16 protein-coding genes are annotated in these 15,578 nt (G+C 68.8%); 9 read left to right on the top strand and 7 right to left on the bottom strand.

Annotated features, from left to right (window positions below; translation table 11 throughout):
* The first annotated feature begins 64 nt into the window (after window positions 1-64).
* The 4 genes from ACZ7SW_RS38230 (at window position 65) to ACZ7SW_RS38215 (ending at window position 3,678) form a co-directional block, all read left to right on the top strand.
* Window positions 65-1,321 (top strand): peptidase C39 family protein, encoded by a 1,257-nt coding sequence (locus ACZ7SW_RS38230; protein ID WP_470235239.1) that lies wholly within the window; start codon window positions 65-67, stop codon window positions 1,319-1,321.
* Window positions 1,322-1,364: 43 nt separating this feature from the next.
* On the top strand, window positions 1,365-1,871 hold the full coding sequence (locus ACZ7SW_RS38225; RefSeq protein WP_470235238.1) for a DinB family protein: 507 nt from the start codon (window positions 1,365-1,367) through the stop codon (window positions 1,869-1,871).
* A gap of 86 nt (window positions 1,872-1,957) precedes the next feature.
* Window positions 1,958-3,055, top strand: a complete 1,098-nt coding sequence (locus ACZ7SW_RS38220) for an S-(hydroxymethyl)mycothiol dehydrogenase (RefSeq protein WP_470235237.1) — start codon at window positions 1,958-1,960, stop codon at window positions 3,053-3,055.
* Between the two features lie 65 nt (window positions 3,056-3,120).
* Complete coding sequence (locus tag ACZ7SW_RS38215) at window positions 3,121-3,678, top strand: gamma-glutamylcyclotransferase (RefSeq protein ID WP_470235236.1); 558 nt, start codon at window positions 3,121-3,123, stop codon at window positions 3,676-3,678.
* On the opposite strand, the gene ACZ7SW_RS38210 is transcribed toward ACZ7SW_RS38215, so the two are convergent.
* Window positions 3,671-4,378 (bottom strand): class I SAM-dependent methyltransferase, encoded by a 708-nt coding sequence (locus ACZ7SW_RS38210; protein ID WP_470235235.1) that lies wholly within the window; start codon window positions 4,376-4,378, stop codon window positions 3,671-3,673. The two genes, ACZ7SW_RS38215 and ACZ7SW_RS38210, sit on opposite strands and share 8 nt — an antisense overlap.
* Window positions 4,379-4,406: 28 nt before the next feature.
* On the bottom strand, window positions 4,407-6,017 hold the full coding sequence (locus ACZ7SW_RS38205; RefSeq protein ID WP_470235234.1) for an FAD-binding oxidoreductase: 1,611 nt from the start codon (window positions 6,015-6,017) through the stop codon (window positions 4,407-4,409).
* Window positions 6,018-6,033: 16 nt separating this feature from the next.
* On the opposite strand from ACZ7SW_RS38205, the gene ACZ7SW_RS38200 reads away from it, so the two are divergent.
* The 5 genes from ACZ7SW_RS38200 to ACZ7SW_RS38180 all read left to right on the top strand — a co-directional run bounded on the left by ACZ7SW_RS38200 (window position 6,034) and on the right by ACZ7SW_RS38180 (window position 10,603).
* Window positions 6,034-6,678: a TetR/AcrR family transcriptional regulator gene (locus tag ACZ7SW_RS38200; protein WP_470235233.1), complete on the top strand. Its 645-nt coding sequence runs from the start codon at window positions 6,034-6,036 to the stop codon at window positions 6,676-6,678.
* Window positions 6,675-8,210, top strand: coding sequence for a glycerol-3-phosphate dehydrogenase/oxidase (locus ACZ7SW_RS38195; protein WP_470235232.1), 1,536 nt, complete (start codon window positions 6,675-6,677; stop codon window positions 8,208-8,210). The genes ACZ7SW_RS38200 and ACZ7SW_RS38195 overlap by 4 nt, the downstream gene beginning before the upstream one ends.
* Window positions 8,211-8,274: 64 nt before the next feature.
* Window positions 8,275-8,526, top strand: a complete 252-nt coding sequence (locus tag ACZ7SW_RS38190) for a helix-turn-helix transcriptional regulator (protein WP_470235231.1) — start codon at window positions 8,275-8,277, stop codon at window positions 8,524-8,526.
* Window positions 8,527-8,528: 2 nt separating this feature from the next.
* Complete coding sequence (locus tag ACZ7SW_RS38185; protein WP_470235296.1) at window positions 8,529-9,428, top strand: ABC transporter ATP-binding protein; 900 nt, start codon at window positions 8,529-8,531, stop codon at window positions 9,426-9,428.
* Window positions 9,425-10,603 (top strand): ABC transporter permease, encoded by a 1,179-nt coding sequence (locus tag ACZ7SW_RS38180; RefSeq protein WP_470235230.1) that lies wholly within the window; start codon window positions 9,425-9,427, stop codon window positions 10,601-10,603. The genes ACZ7SW_RS38185 and ACZ7SW_RS38180 overlap by 4 nt, the downstream gene beginning before the upstream one ends.
* Here the strand turns inward: ACZ7SW_RS38180 and ACZ7SW_RS38175 are convergent.
* From ACZ7SW_RS38175 to ACZ7SW_RS38155, 5 genes are all read right to left on the bottom strand, one after another.
* Window positions 10,600-10,977, bottom strand: coding sequence for a VOC family protein (locus tag ACZ7SW_RS38175; RefSeq protein ID WP_470235229.1), 378 nt, complete (start codon window positions 10,975-10,977; stop codon window positions 10,600-10,602). The genes ACZ7SW_RS38180 and ACZ7SW_RS38175 overlap by 4 nt on opposite strands.
* Before the next feature lie 9 nt (window positions 10,978-10,986).
* Window positions 10,987-12,345, bottom strand: a complete 1,359-nt coding sequence (locus ACZ7SW_RS38170) for a cryptochrome/photolyase family protein (RefSeq protein WP_470235228.1) — start codon at window positions 12,343-12,345, stop codon at window positions 10,987-10,989.
* A gap of 63 nt (window positions 12,346-12,408) precedes the next feature.
* Window positions 12,409-13,725: a citrate synthase gene (locus ACZ7SW_RS38165; protein WP_406638857.1), complete on the bottom strand. Its 1,317-nt coding sequence runs from the start codon at window positions 13,723-13,725 to the stop codon at window positions 12,409-12,411.
* A gap of 190 nt (window positions 13,726-13,915) precedes the next feature.
* Window positions 13,916-14,857 (bottom strand): carbohydrate kinase family protein, encoded by a 942-nt coding sequence (locus tag ACZ7SW_RS38160; protein ID WP_470235227.1) that lies wholly within the window; start codon window positions 14,855-14,857, stop codon window positions 13,916-13,918.
* Between the two features lie 55 nt (window positions 14,858-14,912).
* Window positions 14,913-15,500, bottom strand: coding sequence for a TetR/AcrR family transcriptional regulator (locus ACZ7SW_RS38155; RefSeq protein WP_037369544.1), 588 nt, complete (start codon window positions 15,498-15,500; stop codon window positions 14,913-14,915).
* Window positions 15,501-15,578: the final 78 nt, after the last annotated feature.

The raw sequence follows: 15,578 nt of genomic DNA, 5'->3' as shown, positions 1-15,578 counted from the left end.
TTACTTACCCGCTCCGGAAGGCGAAAATCTTTGGCTACCACTGGGGTCTGGGGACGGAGCCGGAATGCGGGTTCGCGGGTTGGTCACGTTACTGTCCATCGTCATGCTCACGGCTGGTGCGACCCAGGCCGCTGCCGAACCGCAGCACGCGCGTAACGACGAGGCCATCGACTACCACGAATGGTCGTCCGGCTCGTTCTTCGCGGGCCGGCTCGACGGGCTCGGCTTCGGTTACGGCGGCCTGCGGATCACGCATCCGGCGGGCAGCGTCGCGCACACCGAACCGGGGCTCGGCACCACGCGCACCTACGACTACGGCACCTGGACGTCGCCGAAGTACCGACAGGGCTTCGACGCGACGCAGCTGATCGCGTCGTGGAACGCGCGCACCCCGGCGAAGACGTGGCTGGAGGTGCAGGCGCGCGGCCGGACTTCGGCTGGGGCCGAAACCACTTGGTACACAATGGGCCGCTGGGCCAGCGGGGACGCCGACATCCACCGCACCAGCGTCGACGGGCAGAGCGACGCCAACGCCTCGGTCGACGTCGACACGCTCGCCACGAAGGCTGGCGTCACGCTGCGCTCGTACCAACTGCGCGTAACGCTGTACCGCGAGCAGGGTTCGCCGACCACGCCGACACTGTCCTCGCTCGGCGCGATGACCTCGAACGTTCCGGACCGGTTCGACGTCCAGACCACCAAACCCGGCCGGGCGCGCGGGATCGAGCTGAAGGTGCCGCCGTTCGCCCAGAACATCCACAAAGGACAGTTCCCGCAATACGGCGGTGGCGGCGAGGCCTGGTGCAGCCCGACTTCGACCGAGATGGTCGCCGAGTACTGGGGCCGCAAGCCGTCCGCGCGGCAGATGGACTGGATCCCGGCGGACTACCAGGACCGGTCGGTCGTCTACGCCGCGCGCGGCACCTACGACTATGCCTACGACGGCACCGGCAACTGGCCGTTCAACACCGCGTACGCCGCTTCGCTCGGGTTGCGCGGGCACATCACGCGGCTGCACGACCTCAACGAACTCGAGGGTTACATCGCGCGCGGCATCCCGGTGATCACCTCGCAGTCGTTCCTGGCGAGCGAACTCGACGGCGCGGGCTACGGCACCGCCGGGCATCTGATGGTCGTCGTCGGATTCACCCAGGCGGGCGATGTGATCGCGAACGACCCGGCGTCCAGCTCCGACGGCCGCGTGCGCACGGTGTACAAGCGGGACCAGTTCGAGAAGATCTGGCAGCGCACGAAGCGGCACACCGAGAGCGGCGCGGTGGCCGGCGGGCCGGGCGGGGTCGTTTACCTGATCACGCCGTAAACGCGCTGGTTCGCCTTGCCGTTTCGGGGCTACGGTGCCGTCCGTGACCGAACCCTCGGACAGTCTGGCGGACCCTCGCGAGCTGCTGCTCGCCTATCTCGACTACTACCGCGACACGCTGCTGCGCAAGCTCGACGGCCTGTCCGACGACGAGCTGCGCACCAGCAGGCTCCCGTCGGGCTGGACTCCGCTCGAGTTGCTCAAGCACCTCGCGTTCGTGGAGCGACGGTGGCTGCGCTGGGGTTTCCTGGGCGAGCACGTGGATCCGGTCTGGGGCGAGAACGACCCCGAGACCGGAAAGTGGTCGGTCGGCGCGGACGAATCGGCGGACGAGATCCGGGCGCTCTTCCTGGACTCGTGCGCGGACTCCCGGACGATCGTGTCCGGTGCGCGGCTCCAGGACATCGCGCGCGGCGGCGGTCGCTTCGATTCTCCGGCACAGCCGCCCGCGCTGAGCTGGATCCTCTTTCACCTGCTCCAGGAGTACGCCCGGCACGTCGGGCAGCTCGACGTGGTCCGCGAGCTCGCCGACGGCGCGACCGGCGAATAGGGAACCGATCCGGGCTATGGCGATATGCGCATGATCCGTGATTAGCTGCGGCTTGGGAACGCCGTCGCGGGTGAAAGGTTGTGCGCATGCCGTACGAGGTCCAGGGAGTCGTGTCACGGGCCAAGGGCCAGCCGGTCACGCTCGAGACAGTGGTGGTGCCTGATCCCGGGCCGGGCGAGGCCGTCGTGTCGGTGCAGGCCTGCGGGGTGTGCCACACCGACCTGCACTACCGCGAGGGCGGGATCAACGACGAGTTCCCGTTCCTGCTCGGGCACGAGGCCGCGGGACGGGTGGACAAGGTCGGCGCGGGCGTCACCGATCTCGCGCCCGGGGACTACGTGATCCTCAACTGGCGCGCGGTCTGCGGCACCTGCCGGGCGTGCAAGCGCGGCAAGCCCTGGTACTGCTTCTCGACTTTCAACGCCGAGCAGCCGATGACGCTCACCGACGGCACGAAGCTGTCGCCCGCGCTGGGGGTCGGAGCGTTCCTCGAGAAGACTCTCGTCCACAGTGGACAGTGCACCAAGGTCGACGAGCGTGCTGAACCCGCCGTGGCCGGGCTGCTGGGCTGCGGGGTGATGGCCGGGCTCGGCGCGGCGATCAACACCGGCGCGGTCGGGCGCGGCGACTCGGTCGCGGTGATCGGCTGCGGCGGCGTCGGCGACGCGGCCATCGCGGGCGCGCGGCTGGCCGGGGCGACCACGATCGTCGCGATCGACACCGATGACCGGAAACTGCAGTGGGCCAAGGACTTCGGGGCCACGCACACGGTCAACAGCCGCGGCCTGAGCGAGGAGGACGTCGTCGCTGCGATGCAGGACGCGACGAACTCGTTCGGTCCGGACGTCGTGATCGACGCGGTCGGCCGTCCGGAGACCTGGCGCCAAGCGTTCTACGGCCGCGACCTCGCCGGCACCGTCGTGCTGGTCGGCGTGCCCACGCCGGACATGAAGCTCAACGACCTGCCGCTGATCGACTTCTTCTCGCGCGGCGGTTCGCTGAAGTCGTCGTGGTACGGCGATTGCCTGCCCTCGCGGGACTTCCCGATGCTCGTCGACCTGTACCTGCGGGGCAGGCTGCCGCTGGACAAGTTCGTCACGGAGCGGATCGGCGTCGACGGCGTGGAGCAGGCTTTCGAGCGCATGCACCACGGCGACGTGCTGCGCAGCGTGGTGGAGTTCTGATCCTTTTCGCCGACGCGGACTATCCGGCCGACCCGTACCCGGGCACCCGGCCGGACTGCTCGTACGTGCACCTCGACGGCGCTGGCCACGCATTGGACACCGCGCCGCCGGGGTGGCGTTCGCGCACGCCGGTGCTCGCGTACGGGTCGAACGCGTGCCCGTCGAAGATCACCTGGCTGCGCGACCGGCTCGGCCTGACCGGGCCGGTCGTCGCGGCTCGGGTCCGATGCACCGGGCTCGCCGCGGTGTGGGCCGCCGGGCTGCGCCAACGCGACGGTCAGCGCCCGGCAACGCTCACCGCGCTGCCGGGCGTGCCGGAGGACCACTTCGTCTGGTTCGCGACGCCGGAACAGCTGGCCGTACTGGATGTCTGCGAGGGTCGCGGGAATCGGTACGACCTGGCGACGCTGGACCACGCCGACATCCGGCTGGACGGCGTGCTGCTTTCCGGGGTAAACGCTTACGTCGGGGCCTCGCCGATCCGGTTTCCGTTGCTGGTCAACGGTTCCCCGGTCCGCGTCGCTGACGTGGCCCAGGCCGACGCGGCGTCGCTCATCGGCGAAGCGGCGGCGGGGCACGGCCTGGCTTGCACCGTGCTGCCGCCGGAGCACACGTTTAGCTGACCCGCGGAATCGCGCGCACAGTGAGGAAGCCCAGCGGCTCCTGCGCCAGCCGGGCGTGCCGTTCGGGATCGACCAAGGCGGCTTCGGCAGACGGGCGTCCCTCGCGCAGTTGCTCGATCAGGAACCCGGCCTCGCGCAACTCCTCGCAGGTGCGTTCCAGCGGAGCCAGCCAGTACCGCACCTTCCAGCCGCGGCTCCAGACCTCCTCGATCACCCGGACGTCGAAGTAGTTGCCGCCGTGCCGGAGCCAATCGCCGGTCGGATGCTGCCTCGACAACACCAGCGCGCCGCCGGGCCGCAGCACCCGGCGGAACTCGCGCAACGCGCCGACCCGGTCGTCCACGTACTCCAGCGCGAGGGCGAACAGCACCTGGTCCACCGACGCGTCCGGCAGCCAGGTCAGCGGTTCGGCCAGGTCCTGCACGCGGAACTCGCCCGCCGGTACCCGTTCGCGGCTCAGCTCGACCATGCGCGGGCTGAGGTCGAACCCGGTCACTCGCGCGCCGCGTGCGGTCAGTTCTTCGGCGTAGAGGCCGGGACCGCACGCGGCGTCGAGGACGTGTTGCCCGGCGACGTCGCCTAGCAACTCCAGACAGGCCGGGCGGTCGTAGTGCGCGTTGTAGAACCCGTCCTGTGCGTGGTCGAGGAATTCGTCGGCGAACACTTCGTATTGCGGAAAGGAACCCACTGCATCGCTCACCCGCGCCAGTCTGCCCGCGCGGGCGCGTTCAGCCGAGCAGTTTTCCGGGGTTCAGGATCCCGGTCGGATCCACTGCGGACTTGGCCGCGCGCAGCACGTCCAGCCCGATCCGGCCGATCTCCGCCTCCAGGTACGGCGCGTGGTCGACGCCGACCGCGTGGTGGTGGCTGATCGTCCCGATGCCGGTGATCGCCTCGCACGCCGCCGCCTTCGCGCGCTGCCACTGTCCGACAGGATCGGTGTCGTCCCGCGAAGTCAGCACGGTGAAGTACAGCGACGCACCGGTTTCGTAAGCGTGCGAAACGTGGCACATCACGATCGCGCGGCCCAGCGAGGCCACCAAAGCCGCGCGCACCGCGTCGTGCAGTTCGTCCAAATTGGACCAATAAGCCGCGGTCTCGAGGGTTTCCACGCAGACCCCGAGATCCAGCAACGCGTCGCGCTGGCGCGGGCCGGAGAACCGGCCGTGCCGCCACGATTCGCCGAGCACCTTGCCGATCCGCAATGCCCCGGAACAGCGCAACATCGCCGACGTCCGCCGCCGGCGGCGAGCGACGTCGCCTTCCCAGCCGACAATCAGCAGGGACGGGTTCTTGATCCGGCGCGCCGCCAGATAGGCCTTCAGCGCAGTGGTTTTCAGCCCGGCGTTGAGCGAGAACGACACATTCGTCTCGTCCACATCGGACAGCCGGGTGACGTCCGCCAGCGCGTGGTCCTGCGCGAGCTTCCGCACCGCCGCCGCTCCGGCCTCCCAGCCGTCGACGATCCAGCCCTCGTAATGCCGCTGCTCCGGCAACGGCCGGACCCGCAACGCGACCTCGGTGATCACGCCGAGCGTGCCTTCGCTGCCGACCGCGAGCTGCCGCAGATCCGGTCCGGCCGCGGACGCCGGCGCGACGCCGAGCCGCCACTCGCCCTTCGGCGTGGCCAGCCGGACCCCGGCGACCATGTCCTCGAACCGGCCGTAACCGGACGACGCCTGCCCGGCCGAGCGGGTGGCCGCGAACCCGCCGATGGTGGCGCGCTCGAACGACTGCGGCACGTGACCGAGCGTGTACCCGTGCGCCGCGAGCAGCCGCTCCGCCTCCGGACCGCGCACGCCGGCCTGCAGCACCGCGATCCGCGACAGCGGGTCCACCGACACCAGCTCGTCGAGCCGCACCAGGTCCAGCACGACCACCGCGGCCTTGTCGCCGCGCAGCGCCGCGACCCCGCCGACCACCGAGGTGCCGCCGCCGAACGGGACCACGCCGATGTCGTGCCGCACGCAGACGTCCAGCACGGCCTGCACCTGGTCCGGGTCCGCGGGCAGCAGCACCGCGTCCGGCACCGGCACCTCGTCGCCCGCCCGCGCGTGCAGGAGGTCCAGATAGGACAGACCACCGGCCCGGCCGAGCCGTTCCTCCGGGTCGAGGAGCACGTGGTCCGCGCCGAGAAGTTCCTCGAATTCGGTACGGACGGGCACAGTCAGCGCGGACTCGGCGACCGGGGCCGGGGCGCCGGTTTTCCCGCCTCGATCCGGGCCGACCTGGCCGATACGCTGGCCAAGCCACCGGACCGCGCGGTCGGGCAGCCCGGCCGAGGCCGAGCCCTCTTCGGTCCACGAACGCCGGATGCGGTGGTTGATGAGATCGCTCACGACTACAGTGTGACACATGGACGTCAAACGTCACTCCCGACCGGGAGCGGCCCCCTCCGCACTCGCGGACGCCCGCAGCCGCCCGACCTCGGCCCGCGTGGCCGACGACGAGCTCCTCGACGCCGCGCGCCAGTGCGTGCTCGCGGTCGGCGTCCGGCGCACGACGCTCGCCGAGATCGCCCGAACCGCGCAGGTCAGCCGCATGACGGTCTATCGGCGGTTCCCCGATGTGCGCAGCGTGCTCGCCGCGCTGATGACGCGCGAGTTCAGCGGTCTGCTGCAGCGGGTGAACGAGTCCGGCGACCACGCGGCGCACGCGCGCGACCGCATCGTGCACCTGGCGGCGGCCAGCGTCGGCGCGTTGTCGGCCGACCCGCTGTTCCGGACGCTGCTGGATGTCGACGCCGAACTGGTGCTGCCGTACATCGTGGAGCGGCTCGGCGCGACGCAGCACTTCGCCGAGCACGTGCTCCGAGGCCTGCTCGAAGAGGGGCACCGAGACGGATCGGTGCGCACCGCCGAGGTGGCCGCGCAGGCGCGCTCGGTGCTGCTGGTCGTGCAGTCGTTCGCGTTCTCGTTGCGCCCGGCCACCGCCGATGTCGACGAGGCCGCGCTGCTCGCCGAATTCCGGCACCTGGTCGAAGCGGGGTTGAAACCATGAGCACCGGATCCCTCAACGCCCGCCGCCGCGAACGCGAACTGTCCCGGCTGGTCGACGGCGAACAGGTCGACGTGCTCGTGGTCGGCGGCGGTGTCACCGGCGCGGGCATCGCGCTCGACGCGGCTGCGCGCGGCCTTTCCGTCGCGTTGGTGGAGGCGCACGATCTCGCGTTCGGCACGTCGCGCTGGTCCAGCAAACTCGTGCACGGCGGATTGCGGTACCTGGCCAAGGGCGAACTCGGTCTTGCCCACGAAAGCGCCGTGGAGCGCGGGATTCTCCTGACCCGCACCGCGCCGCACCTCACGCGCGCGATGCCGCAGCTTTTTCCGCTCTATCCCGGCACTTCCGCCGCGCAACAGGCTTTGATCGCCACTGGCCTCCGGGCTGGCGACGGGTTGCGGAGGGCTGCGCGTACGCCGTCGTCCGTCCTGCCAGGGCCGCGCCGGATTCCCGCTGCTGAAGCACTCGCCCTGTCCCCCGGCCTGGCTCCCGCCGGACTACGCGGCGCTCTGTTGGCGTACGACGGTGCTTTGGTCGACGATGCGCGTTTGGTGGTCAGCATTGCCCGTACCGCGGCCTTGCTCGGGGCGCGAATCCTCACGCGTTTGTCGGCGGTTTCCTTGTCCGGCAACGAAGCCCGGGTCAGTGATGGGACCTCTTCGTACACGCTTCGCGCGCGTCAGGTCATCAACGCGACTGGCGTCTGGGCCGATACGCTGACTGATTCTGTCCAGCTGCGGCCTTCCCGCGGCTCGCACCTGGTGCTCGCGCCGGACACCGTGCGGGTCGGGGCCACGTCGGTCAACATCCCGGTTCCCGGCGAGACCAACCGGTTCGTGTTCCTGCTGCCGCAGCTCGACGGACGGGTCTACTTAGGACTCACCGACGAGCCGGTGTCCGGCGGGGTCCCCGACATCCCGACGGTTCCGGAGTCCGATGTGGACTTCCTGCTTTCGACGGCCTCTTCGGTCCTGAACCGTCCGTTGACCACTGCGGACGTGATCGGCTCCTACGCCGGATTGCGGCCGCTCGTTTCCGGTTCCGCCGGGCGCAGCGCGGATCTCTCGCGGAAGCACGCGGTGATCACCGGTTCTGACGGCGTGCTCACCGTGGTCGGCGGGAAGCTGACGACGTATCGCCGCATGGCCGAGGACGCCGTCGATGCTGCTTTGACACACGCCGGATTGCCCGCTGGGCCTTCGCGTACTGCGAAGCTTCCTCTGCTCGGCGCCGCCCCGCGCTCCCGACTGTCGCTTGTGGACGCTCCAGCGCGGTTGGTGGCCAAGTACGGCACCGAAGCACCTCGCGTGGCAGCGCTCGGCGAACTGGAGCCGGAATTCGCGGCCCCGCTGTGCGCGTCGACGGAAATCACCGCGGCCGAGGTGGTGTGGGCCGTCCGCCACGAAGGCGCGACGACCGTCGAGGACGTCCTCGAACGCCGCACCCGATTGGCCCTCGTGCCCGCCGACGCCGAGGCCGCCCGGGAGCGAGTGGCCGAACTGGTGGAGAAAACGCTGGCTGGACTGTCGTGAAAACCCGGGTAACTACCGGCAAGGCAGCTTGACGGGTCGTTGGGTTTTTGCAACAGTGCGGTTCATGAGCCCGGTGCGGCGTGGCAAGGAGCTGCCGATCCACAACCGGCTGCCGGTGCTGCGGGCGGAGCGCGGGATGAGTCGCGCGGATCTCGCCGAGGCGGTCGAGGTCAATCCGCAGACCATCGGGGCGCTGGAGCGCGGCGATCACTACCCGAGCCTCGACCTGGCGTTGCGCATTTGCGCGGTGTTCGGGCTGCCGGTGGAGGCCGTGTTCAGCCGCGCGGCTTTTCCGGACGGGGAGGGAGACGCGTGACGCTGGAGATCGACCGGATCAGCAAGCGGTTCGGCACGAAAACCGCGCTCGACGACGTGAGTTTCACCGCTGCGCCGGGCGAGCTGTTCGGGTTCGTCGGCAGCAACGGGGCGGGCAAGACCACCACGATGCGGATCGTGCTGGGCGTGCTCTCCGCGGACTCCGGCGAGGTGCGGTTCGCCGGGCAGCCGGTCACGCACGACACCCGCGCGCGAATCGGGTACCTGCCCGAGGAACGCGGTCTGTACCCGAAGATGAAGGTCATCGACCAGCTCGTCTACCTCGCCGAACTGCACGGTCTCAGCACCAACGACGCGCACCGCGCCGCCGAATTGTGGATCGCACGGCTCGGGCTCGGGCCGAGGCGCAAGGACGACATCCAGAAGCTCAGTCTCGGCAACCAGCAACGCGTGCAACTCGCCGCCGCGCTCGTGCACGACCCGGCACTGCTGGTGCTCGACGAACCGTTCTCCGGCCTCGACCCGCTCGCGGTAGACGTGCTGAGCGGCGTACTGCGGGAGAAAGCGGCGACGGGCGTGCCGGTGGTGTTTTCCAGCCACCAGCTCGACCTCGTGGAGCGGCTGTGCGACCGGGTCGGCATCATCCGCGACGGCCGGATGGTCGCGGTCGGCACCGTGGACGAGCTGACCCGCGACGCCGGACGTCGGCTGGTCGTCACCGCGCCGAGCGCCAATCCCGGTTGGGCAGCAACAGTTCCCGGCGCACGCGTGCTCGAAGACCGCGGTGTCACGACGGTGCTGGAGCTTTCGCCGAGCGCCGATGACCAGGCCGTGCTCGCCGCCGCGCTCGCCACCGGCCCGGTGACGGAATTCAGCCACCGCCGCCGTACGCTCGCCGACCTGTTCCGCGATTCGGTCGCCACGCCGGGAGCACCTCGATGAGCCGAATCCGCTCCACTCGCGCCGTGCGATTGGTGGCCAAACGGGAACTCAACGCACGTCTTCGCACCCGGTCCTTTGCAGTCAGTACCGCGGTGATGCTGTTGCTCTTGCTGGGTTACGTCACCCTGCAGGTTTTCCTCGCCGGAGACCGGGAGACGACTCGCGTCGCGCTAGTGGGGCAAGCGCAGGGCATCGCCACGCAACTGGAGAACAACGACCGGCACCTCAAGATCGTCCTAGTACAGTCCGAATCGGACGGGTTGACCCAAGTCAGCGACGGCGATGTCGACGCGCTCGTCTCCGGCAGCGCTTCTCGGCCGAGGGTGATCGTAAAGTCTACTTTGGACTCTCAGCTGCGGACCGTGCTGGACAACATCGCGCAACAACAGGTCCTGGACGCTCAGCTGTACTCCGCGAACCTCGATCCCGTCGCTGTGCACCAGGCAGTATCCGCCACTCATGCCGACGTACAAGCTCTCGAACCGGCGGATCCGCAAGCCGGGACGAAACTCGTGACCGGGATCGTGGTCGCGATTCTGTTGTATATCAGCATCATGACCTACGGGATGTTCGTCGCGCAGGGCGTGGTCGAGGAGAAATCCAGCCGGGTGGTGGAGATCCTGCTCGCGACCGTCCGGCCCGTGCATTTGCTGCTGGGCAAGGTCATCGGGCTCGGCCTGGTCGGGTTGGCGCAGCTCGCGATCCTCGCCGTGACGGGTTTGCTCGCCGGCGGCGTGTCGGGCGTGTTCTCGATTTCGGGCGTCGCGCTGGGGACGCTGGGCTGGGGTCTCGTCTGGTATCTGCTCGGTTTCCTCCTCTACGCCATGCTGTACGGCGCGGCCGGCGCACTGGTGTCGCGACAGGAGGACACGCAGGCGGTGGTCGGACCGGTGAATATCGCGCTGGTGATCGGGTTCGTCGCGGGAATCAATCTGCTGACGCAAGCACCGCACGGGACGGCGACGCGGGTGGTTTCGCTGATCCCGTTGCTGTCGCCGATCTTGATGCCCGCACGGATCGCGCTCGGCGCGGTGGAGCCTTGGGAAGTGGTGCTGTCCCTGGTGTTGACGGTGGTGCTGATCGCGGTGGTCACTTGGGTGGGGGCGCGGGTGTACCGGAATGGAGTGCTGCGGGTCGGCAGCCGGGTGCGGCTGCTGGACGCGTTGCGACGTTAGACCGGCAGCTGGATGAGTTCGAGGACCGTGCCGTCCTGCTCGTCACGCAGGTAGACGAACCGGGTACCCGCTCTCGGACCTTCCGGCATGGTCTGCGGCGATCCGGCGGCCGTCCATCCAGCAGGGGCGGCGGCCTCGAGGACGGCTTCGATGTCGTCCACGATGAGCGCGAGATGGACCGAACCCACGTCGCAGGGCCGGGGCCGCAGGCTGCGCCGGTCCTCGGGCTGATGGTATTGAAGAAGCTCGACCCGGTGCCCGCCCGGCGCGACCAGGACGGCGGTGGAGAAGTCCGCGCCGGCAACCCCGATCGCCCGATCAAGGTCGGTGACCGTGATCCCGGCGTGTTCCGCGGCGTGCACGGTGAAACTCATCGGCCCATGCTACGACCCCGTAATCGCCCCATACCGCTGCAACGCGACCTGCCGTTCCTCCGCATGGTCGACGATCGGCTCCGGATACCCCTCCTGCCGCTCCTTCAGCACATGCACCGCTTTTCCTTCCACTCCACGCAATTCCGGCACATACCGGCGCACGTAATCGCCCCGCGGGTCGAACTTCTGGCCCTGCGTGGTCGGGTTGAAGATCCGGAAATACGGCGCGGCGTCCGTCCCGGAACCAGCGACCCATTGCCAGTTCAGCTGATTCGACGCCAGATCGCCGTCCACCAGATGCTTCATGAAGTGCCGCGCGCCCCACCACCACGGCAAATGCAGGTCCTTCACCAGAAAACTCGCCACGATCATCCGGACCCGATTGTGCATCCAGCCCTCGGCGAGCAGCTGCCGCATTCCGGCGTCGACGATCGGGTACCCGGTCCGCCCCTCGCACCATCGCGCGAACATCTCCTGCGCGGTTTTCCCGGTGTCGTAACGCATCCCGTCGAAGCGCCGGTCGTAGTTCTTCCGCGCGGTTTCCGGCCGGTTCCACAGGACGTCAGCGTGGAACTCGCGCCAGCACAGCTCGGAGCGCAACGCCTGCGCCCCCTCGGACCGGTTGCCGGCCAGGTCGGCCAGCATCGTCCGCGGATGGATCGCGCCCCAGCGCAGATAGGGAGAAAGCTTTGTGGTGCCAGCGTGATCCGGCCGATCGCGTTCGGAAGCATAATCCGCGAGGCCGTCGGAGAGGAAGTCCTGCCACACCGACAAAGCGGCCTCCTCCCCCGCGGGCGGCAGCTCGCAATCCACCTCAGGAGTTTGCGGCAGCGCCGCCGAAGAAGAAGGCTTAACCCAGTCCACAATAGACACATTGGTGTCCGCCGGACGGGGCCAGCCGTGCTGCGCCCAAGCGCGGTAGAACGGGGTGAACACCCGATACGGGGTACCGTCCGGCTTGGTGACCCGCCCCGGCGTCACGGCATACGGAGAACCCGTCTCCACCCACTGAATTCGATGCTCTGCCAGAGCCTCGGCAACGGCTGCGTCGCGCTCACGCCCATAGGGTGCGGTATCCGTAGAGACATGCACTGCCGCCGCCCGGATTTCCCGCGCTGCGGCGACGACCTCCGTCGCCGGGTCGCCGTAGCGCACCAGCAACCGGCCGGACAGCGCTTTGTCCAGTTCTCGCAAGGAATTCAGCAGAAACGCCACGCGCGGCGAACCGGCGGGTTTGAGCAGCCGGTCGTCCAGCACGTACAGCGCCAGGATGTGTTTGCTGTGCTTGGCCGCCTCGAACAGCGCGGCATGGTCCCGCAACCGCAGATCCCGGCGAAACCACAGCACGACCGGCGCTTCCATCGTCATGCCGCACAACGATAAACGCCCCGCCGCGCGAAAGCACGGCGGGGCGTTTCACCAAGCAGAGGCTCAGCGCTCCGACATCGGGGTGTAGTCCCGGGAGGCGTGGCCGGTGTAGATCTGGCGCGGGCGGCCGATCTTCGTCTGCGGGTCGTTGATCATCTCGCGCCAGTGCGCGATCCAGCCGGGGAGCCGGCCGAGCGCGAACAGCACGGTGAAGAACTTCGTCGGGAACCCGAGCGCGCGGTAGATCAGACCGGTGTAGAAGTCCACGTTCGGGTACAGCTTGCGCTCGACGAAGTAGTCGTCGGAAAGGGCGGTTTCCTCGAGCTTCTTGGCGATGTCGAGCAGCTGGTCGCCGCCCTTGAGCTTGCCGAGGATCTCGTCCGCGGTGTTCTTGATGATCTTCGCGCGCGGGTCGTAGTTCTTGTAGACCCGGTGCCCGAAGCCCATGAGCTTGACACCCTGCTCTTTGTTCTTCACGCGGTTGACGAACGTCGCGACATCGCCGCCGTCGTCGCGGATGCCCTCGAGCATCTCCAGCACCGCCGCGTTCGCGCCGCCGTGCAGCGGGCCGAACAGCGCGTTGATGCCCGCCGAGATGCTCGCGAACAGGTTCGCCTCGGACGAGCCGACGAGCCGCACCGTGGAGGTGGAGCAGTTCTGCTCGTGGTCGGCGTGCAGGATGAACAGCAGGTCGAGCGCCTTCGCGACGTCCGGGTCGACCTCGTACGGCTCGGCCGGGAAGCCGAACGTCATCCGCAGGAAGTTCTCCACCAGGCCCAGCGAGTTGTCCGGGTACAGCAGCGGCTGGCCGACGGACTTCTTGTACGCGTACGCCGCGAGCGTCGGCACCTTCGCCAGCAGGCGGATGGTGGACAGCTCGACGTTGGGCTCGTCGAAAGGGTTCAGCGAGTCCTGGTAGAAGGTCGACAGCGCGGAAACGGCGCTGGACAGCACCGGCATCGGGTGCGCGTCGCGCGGGAAGCCGGAGAAGAACGCCTTGAGGTCCTCGTGCAGCAGGGTGTGCCGCTGGATCCGCTCGGTGAAGTCGGCCAGCTGGGCCTCGGTCGGCAGCTCGCCGTAGATGAGCAGGTAGGACACCTCGATGAAGGTGGACTTCTCCGCCAGCTGCTCGATCGGGTAGCCGCGGTAGCGCAGGATGCCCGCATCACCGTCGATGTAGGTGATGGCCGACGACGCGGCGCCGGTGTTGACGAACCCGGGATCGTAGGTGATGTACCCCGTCTGCGCCAGCAGCTTTCCCAGCTCGATACCCGGCGCGCCCTCGACCGGGTTGACGACCTTGAACTCGTGCTCGCCACTCGGCAGGCGCAGCGTCGCGGTTTCGCCGCCGGACTGCCCCGCATTCGTCGCGTCGGACATGCAGGTCCCTCTCACGTTGGGCACGGGACGGCGGCGTCTGCGGGTTCCGCAGTAGCCACGTGTTCACGCGAGGAAACACGCGCCTCGCTGCACACCGACCCGCTGGGTATGAATTCACCACTACGCTAGTCGAAGGGTGGGTCAGTCCGCACTCGCTGCGTTGCCCCAAAAGGCCCCATTGGGACCAGGTTCACACGGTGGCCGCCATATCCGCCGCGGTCGGCGGCTCCGCTCCGCTGCGGGAAACCGTGATCGACGCCGCTTTCGCCGCATAAGCAAGCGCTTCGGTCCACGCGTCGGCGTCGAGTGAAGCCAGGTCGCGCACGGTGCGCTCGTGCAGCCAGGCCAGCAACGCGCCCTGCACGGTGTCGCCGGCGCCGATCGTGTCGGCCACCTCGACCTCACGGGACGCGACGTGGGCCAGCTCACCAGCCGAAGTGATCACAGACAAGCCATCCGCGCCCCGGGTGAGCACGACGGCGTCCACACCGGACTCCACCCACGACTTCGCGGCGGCCACCGGGTCGGCCCCTTCGGCGAGCCACGCGGCGTCGTCGTCGGAGATTTTCAGCAGCCGGACGTCGGGCAGCCACGAGGCGAAGCGCGCGCGATAGGCCGCCGGGTCGGCGATGAGCGCCTCCCGGATGTTCGGGTCGAGCACCGTCAGCGTCCCACGCGCGGATTCGCGGCGCAGAATTCGTTCGTACGCGCTCGCGCCGGGTTCCAGCACCATGCCGAGCGTTCCGAGCGACAGCGCGGTGGTTTCTTCCGGCAGCGCACCAGGATCGGAGACCAGCCGATCGGCGGTTCCCTCGACGTAAAAGGTGTATTCCGCGGCACCGCGTTCGTCGAGCGCGACGACGGCGAGCGTCGTCGGCTCGTTGCTTCGCTGCAGCAACGAAGTGTCGACGTTCGAAGCGGAAAGGCGATCCACCAACGCGACGCCGAACCGGTCAGTGGAAACCCGGGACAGGAACGACGCGGGCACGCCGAGCCTGCCAGCGGCCAGCGCGACGTTGTACGGACCGCCGCCGAGTCTCGGCAGCAGCGCGCGCAGTCCACCGTCCACAGTGGAATCCAGCGGTTCACCCGGAACGAGGTCGACCAGCGCCTCTCCACCCACCACGATCACAAGCGGCGAGTGTAGAGGAACCGGCGCTGACAATTCCTGTCCCGATGCGGACGAATCAGTTCTTGTCGAGGCCGCCGAGCAGAAGTTCGCCGAGCGCGGTGAACGCTTCCGCGTCGGACACGTCGGTGCGGCGGCCGAGCACGCCGGTCTGAATGCCCTCGATGATCAGTCCGGTCATTTCGGCCACGAGCCGGGCGTGCACGTCGCGGAACACCCCGTCGGCGACGCCCTTGTCGATGAACGCGCGGATCCGGCGCGCGGCGGCGCGGCTGTTGAGCTGATAGGTGTCGCGGGCGGGGGCGAACGCGGCGATATCGGCCATGAACTCCGGCGACGCCCGGTTCAGGTGCTCGGAGACTCCGGAGAGGTACTCGCCGATCAGCTCGCGCGCGTCGTCGATGCCCGCGATCCGCTTCTCCAGGCGTTCGGCGGCGTCGCGGAAGAAGTGCGCGACGACCTTGACCGCGAGCTGCTCCTTGCTCGGCGCGAGCGCGTACAGCGTCGACTTCGAGCAGCGGAGCCGGGCGGCCAGATCGTCGAGTGTGAAACCGGCGAAGCCCTCCGCCAGGAACAACGCCTCAAGCTCGCGCAGCAGAGCTTGCTGCCGCGCGGTGGGCCGGCGACGGGCTTCAGGGGTGGACATCACGTCACTATCTCCTATCGATCAGGGACAGTCCCGCTCCGCATACGGTACTCTCAATCGGCCGTTAGTACTGTTTTC

Source organism: Amycolatopsis sp. NPDC114484 (genome assembly GCF_055633755.1).
The sequence above is the reverse complement of the archived record's forward strand: the minus strand, read 5'-3'. Positions and strand labels throughout refer to the sequence as shown.

Bases quoted from the DNA above. Each gene is read 5' to 3' on its own strand.
- ACZ7SW_RS38230 (WP_470235239.1), top strand. From the start codon at position 65: ATGCGGGTTCGCGGGTTGGTCACGTTACTGTCCATCGTCATGCTCACG.
- ACZ7SW_RS38220 (WP_470235237.1), top strand. From the start codon at position 1,958: ATGCCGTACGAGGTCCAGGGAGTCGTGTCACGGGCCAAGGGCCAGCCG.
- ACZ7SW_RS38200 (WP_470235233.1), top strand. From the start codon at position 6,034: ATGGACGTCAAACGTCACTCCCGACCGGGAGCGGCCCCCTCCGCACTC.
- ACZ7SW_RS38195 (WP_470235232.1), top strand. From the start codon at position 6,675: ATGAGCACCGGATCCCTCAACGCCCGCCGCCGCGAACGCGAACTGTCC.
- ACZ7SW_RS38190 (WP_470235231.1), top strand. From the start codon at position 8,275: ATGAGCCCGGTGCGGCGTGGCAAGGAGCTGCCGATCCACAACCGGCTG.
- ACZ7SW_RS38180 (WP_470235230.1), top strand. From the start codon at position 9,425: ATGAGCCGAATCCGCTCCACTCGCGCCGTGCGATTGGTGGCCAAACGG.
- ACZ7SW_RS38175 (WP_470235229.1), bottom strand. From the start codon at position 10,977: ATGAGTTTCACCGTGCACGCCGCGGAACACGCCGGGATCACGGTCACC.
- ACZ7SW_RS38170 (WP_470235228.1), bottom strand. From the start codon at position 12,345: ATGACGATGGAAGCGCCGGTCGTGCTGTGGTTTCGCCGGGATCTGCGG.
- ACZ7SW_RS38165 (WP_406638857.1), bottom strand. From the start codon at position 13,725: ATGTCCGACGCGACGAATGCGGGGCAGTCCGGCGGCGAAACCGCGACG.
- ACZ7SW_RS38155 (WP_037369544.1), bottom strand. From the start codon at position 15,500: ATGTCCACCCCTGAAGCCCGTCGCCGGCCCACCGCGCGGCAGCAAGCT.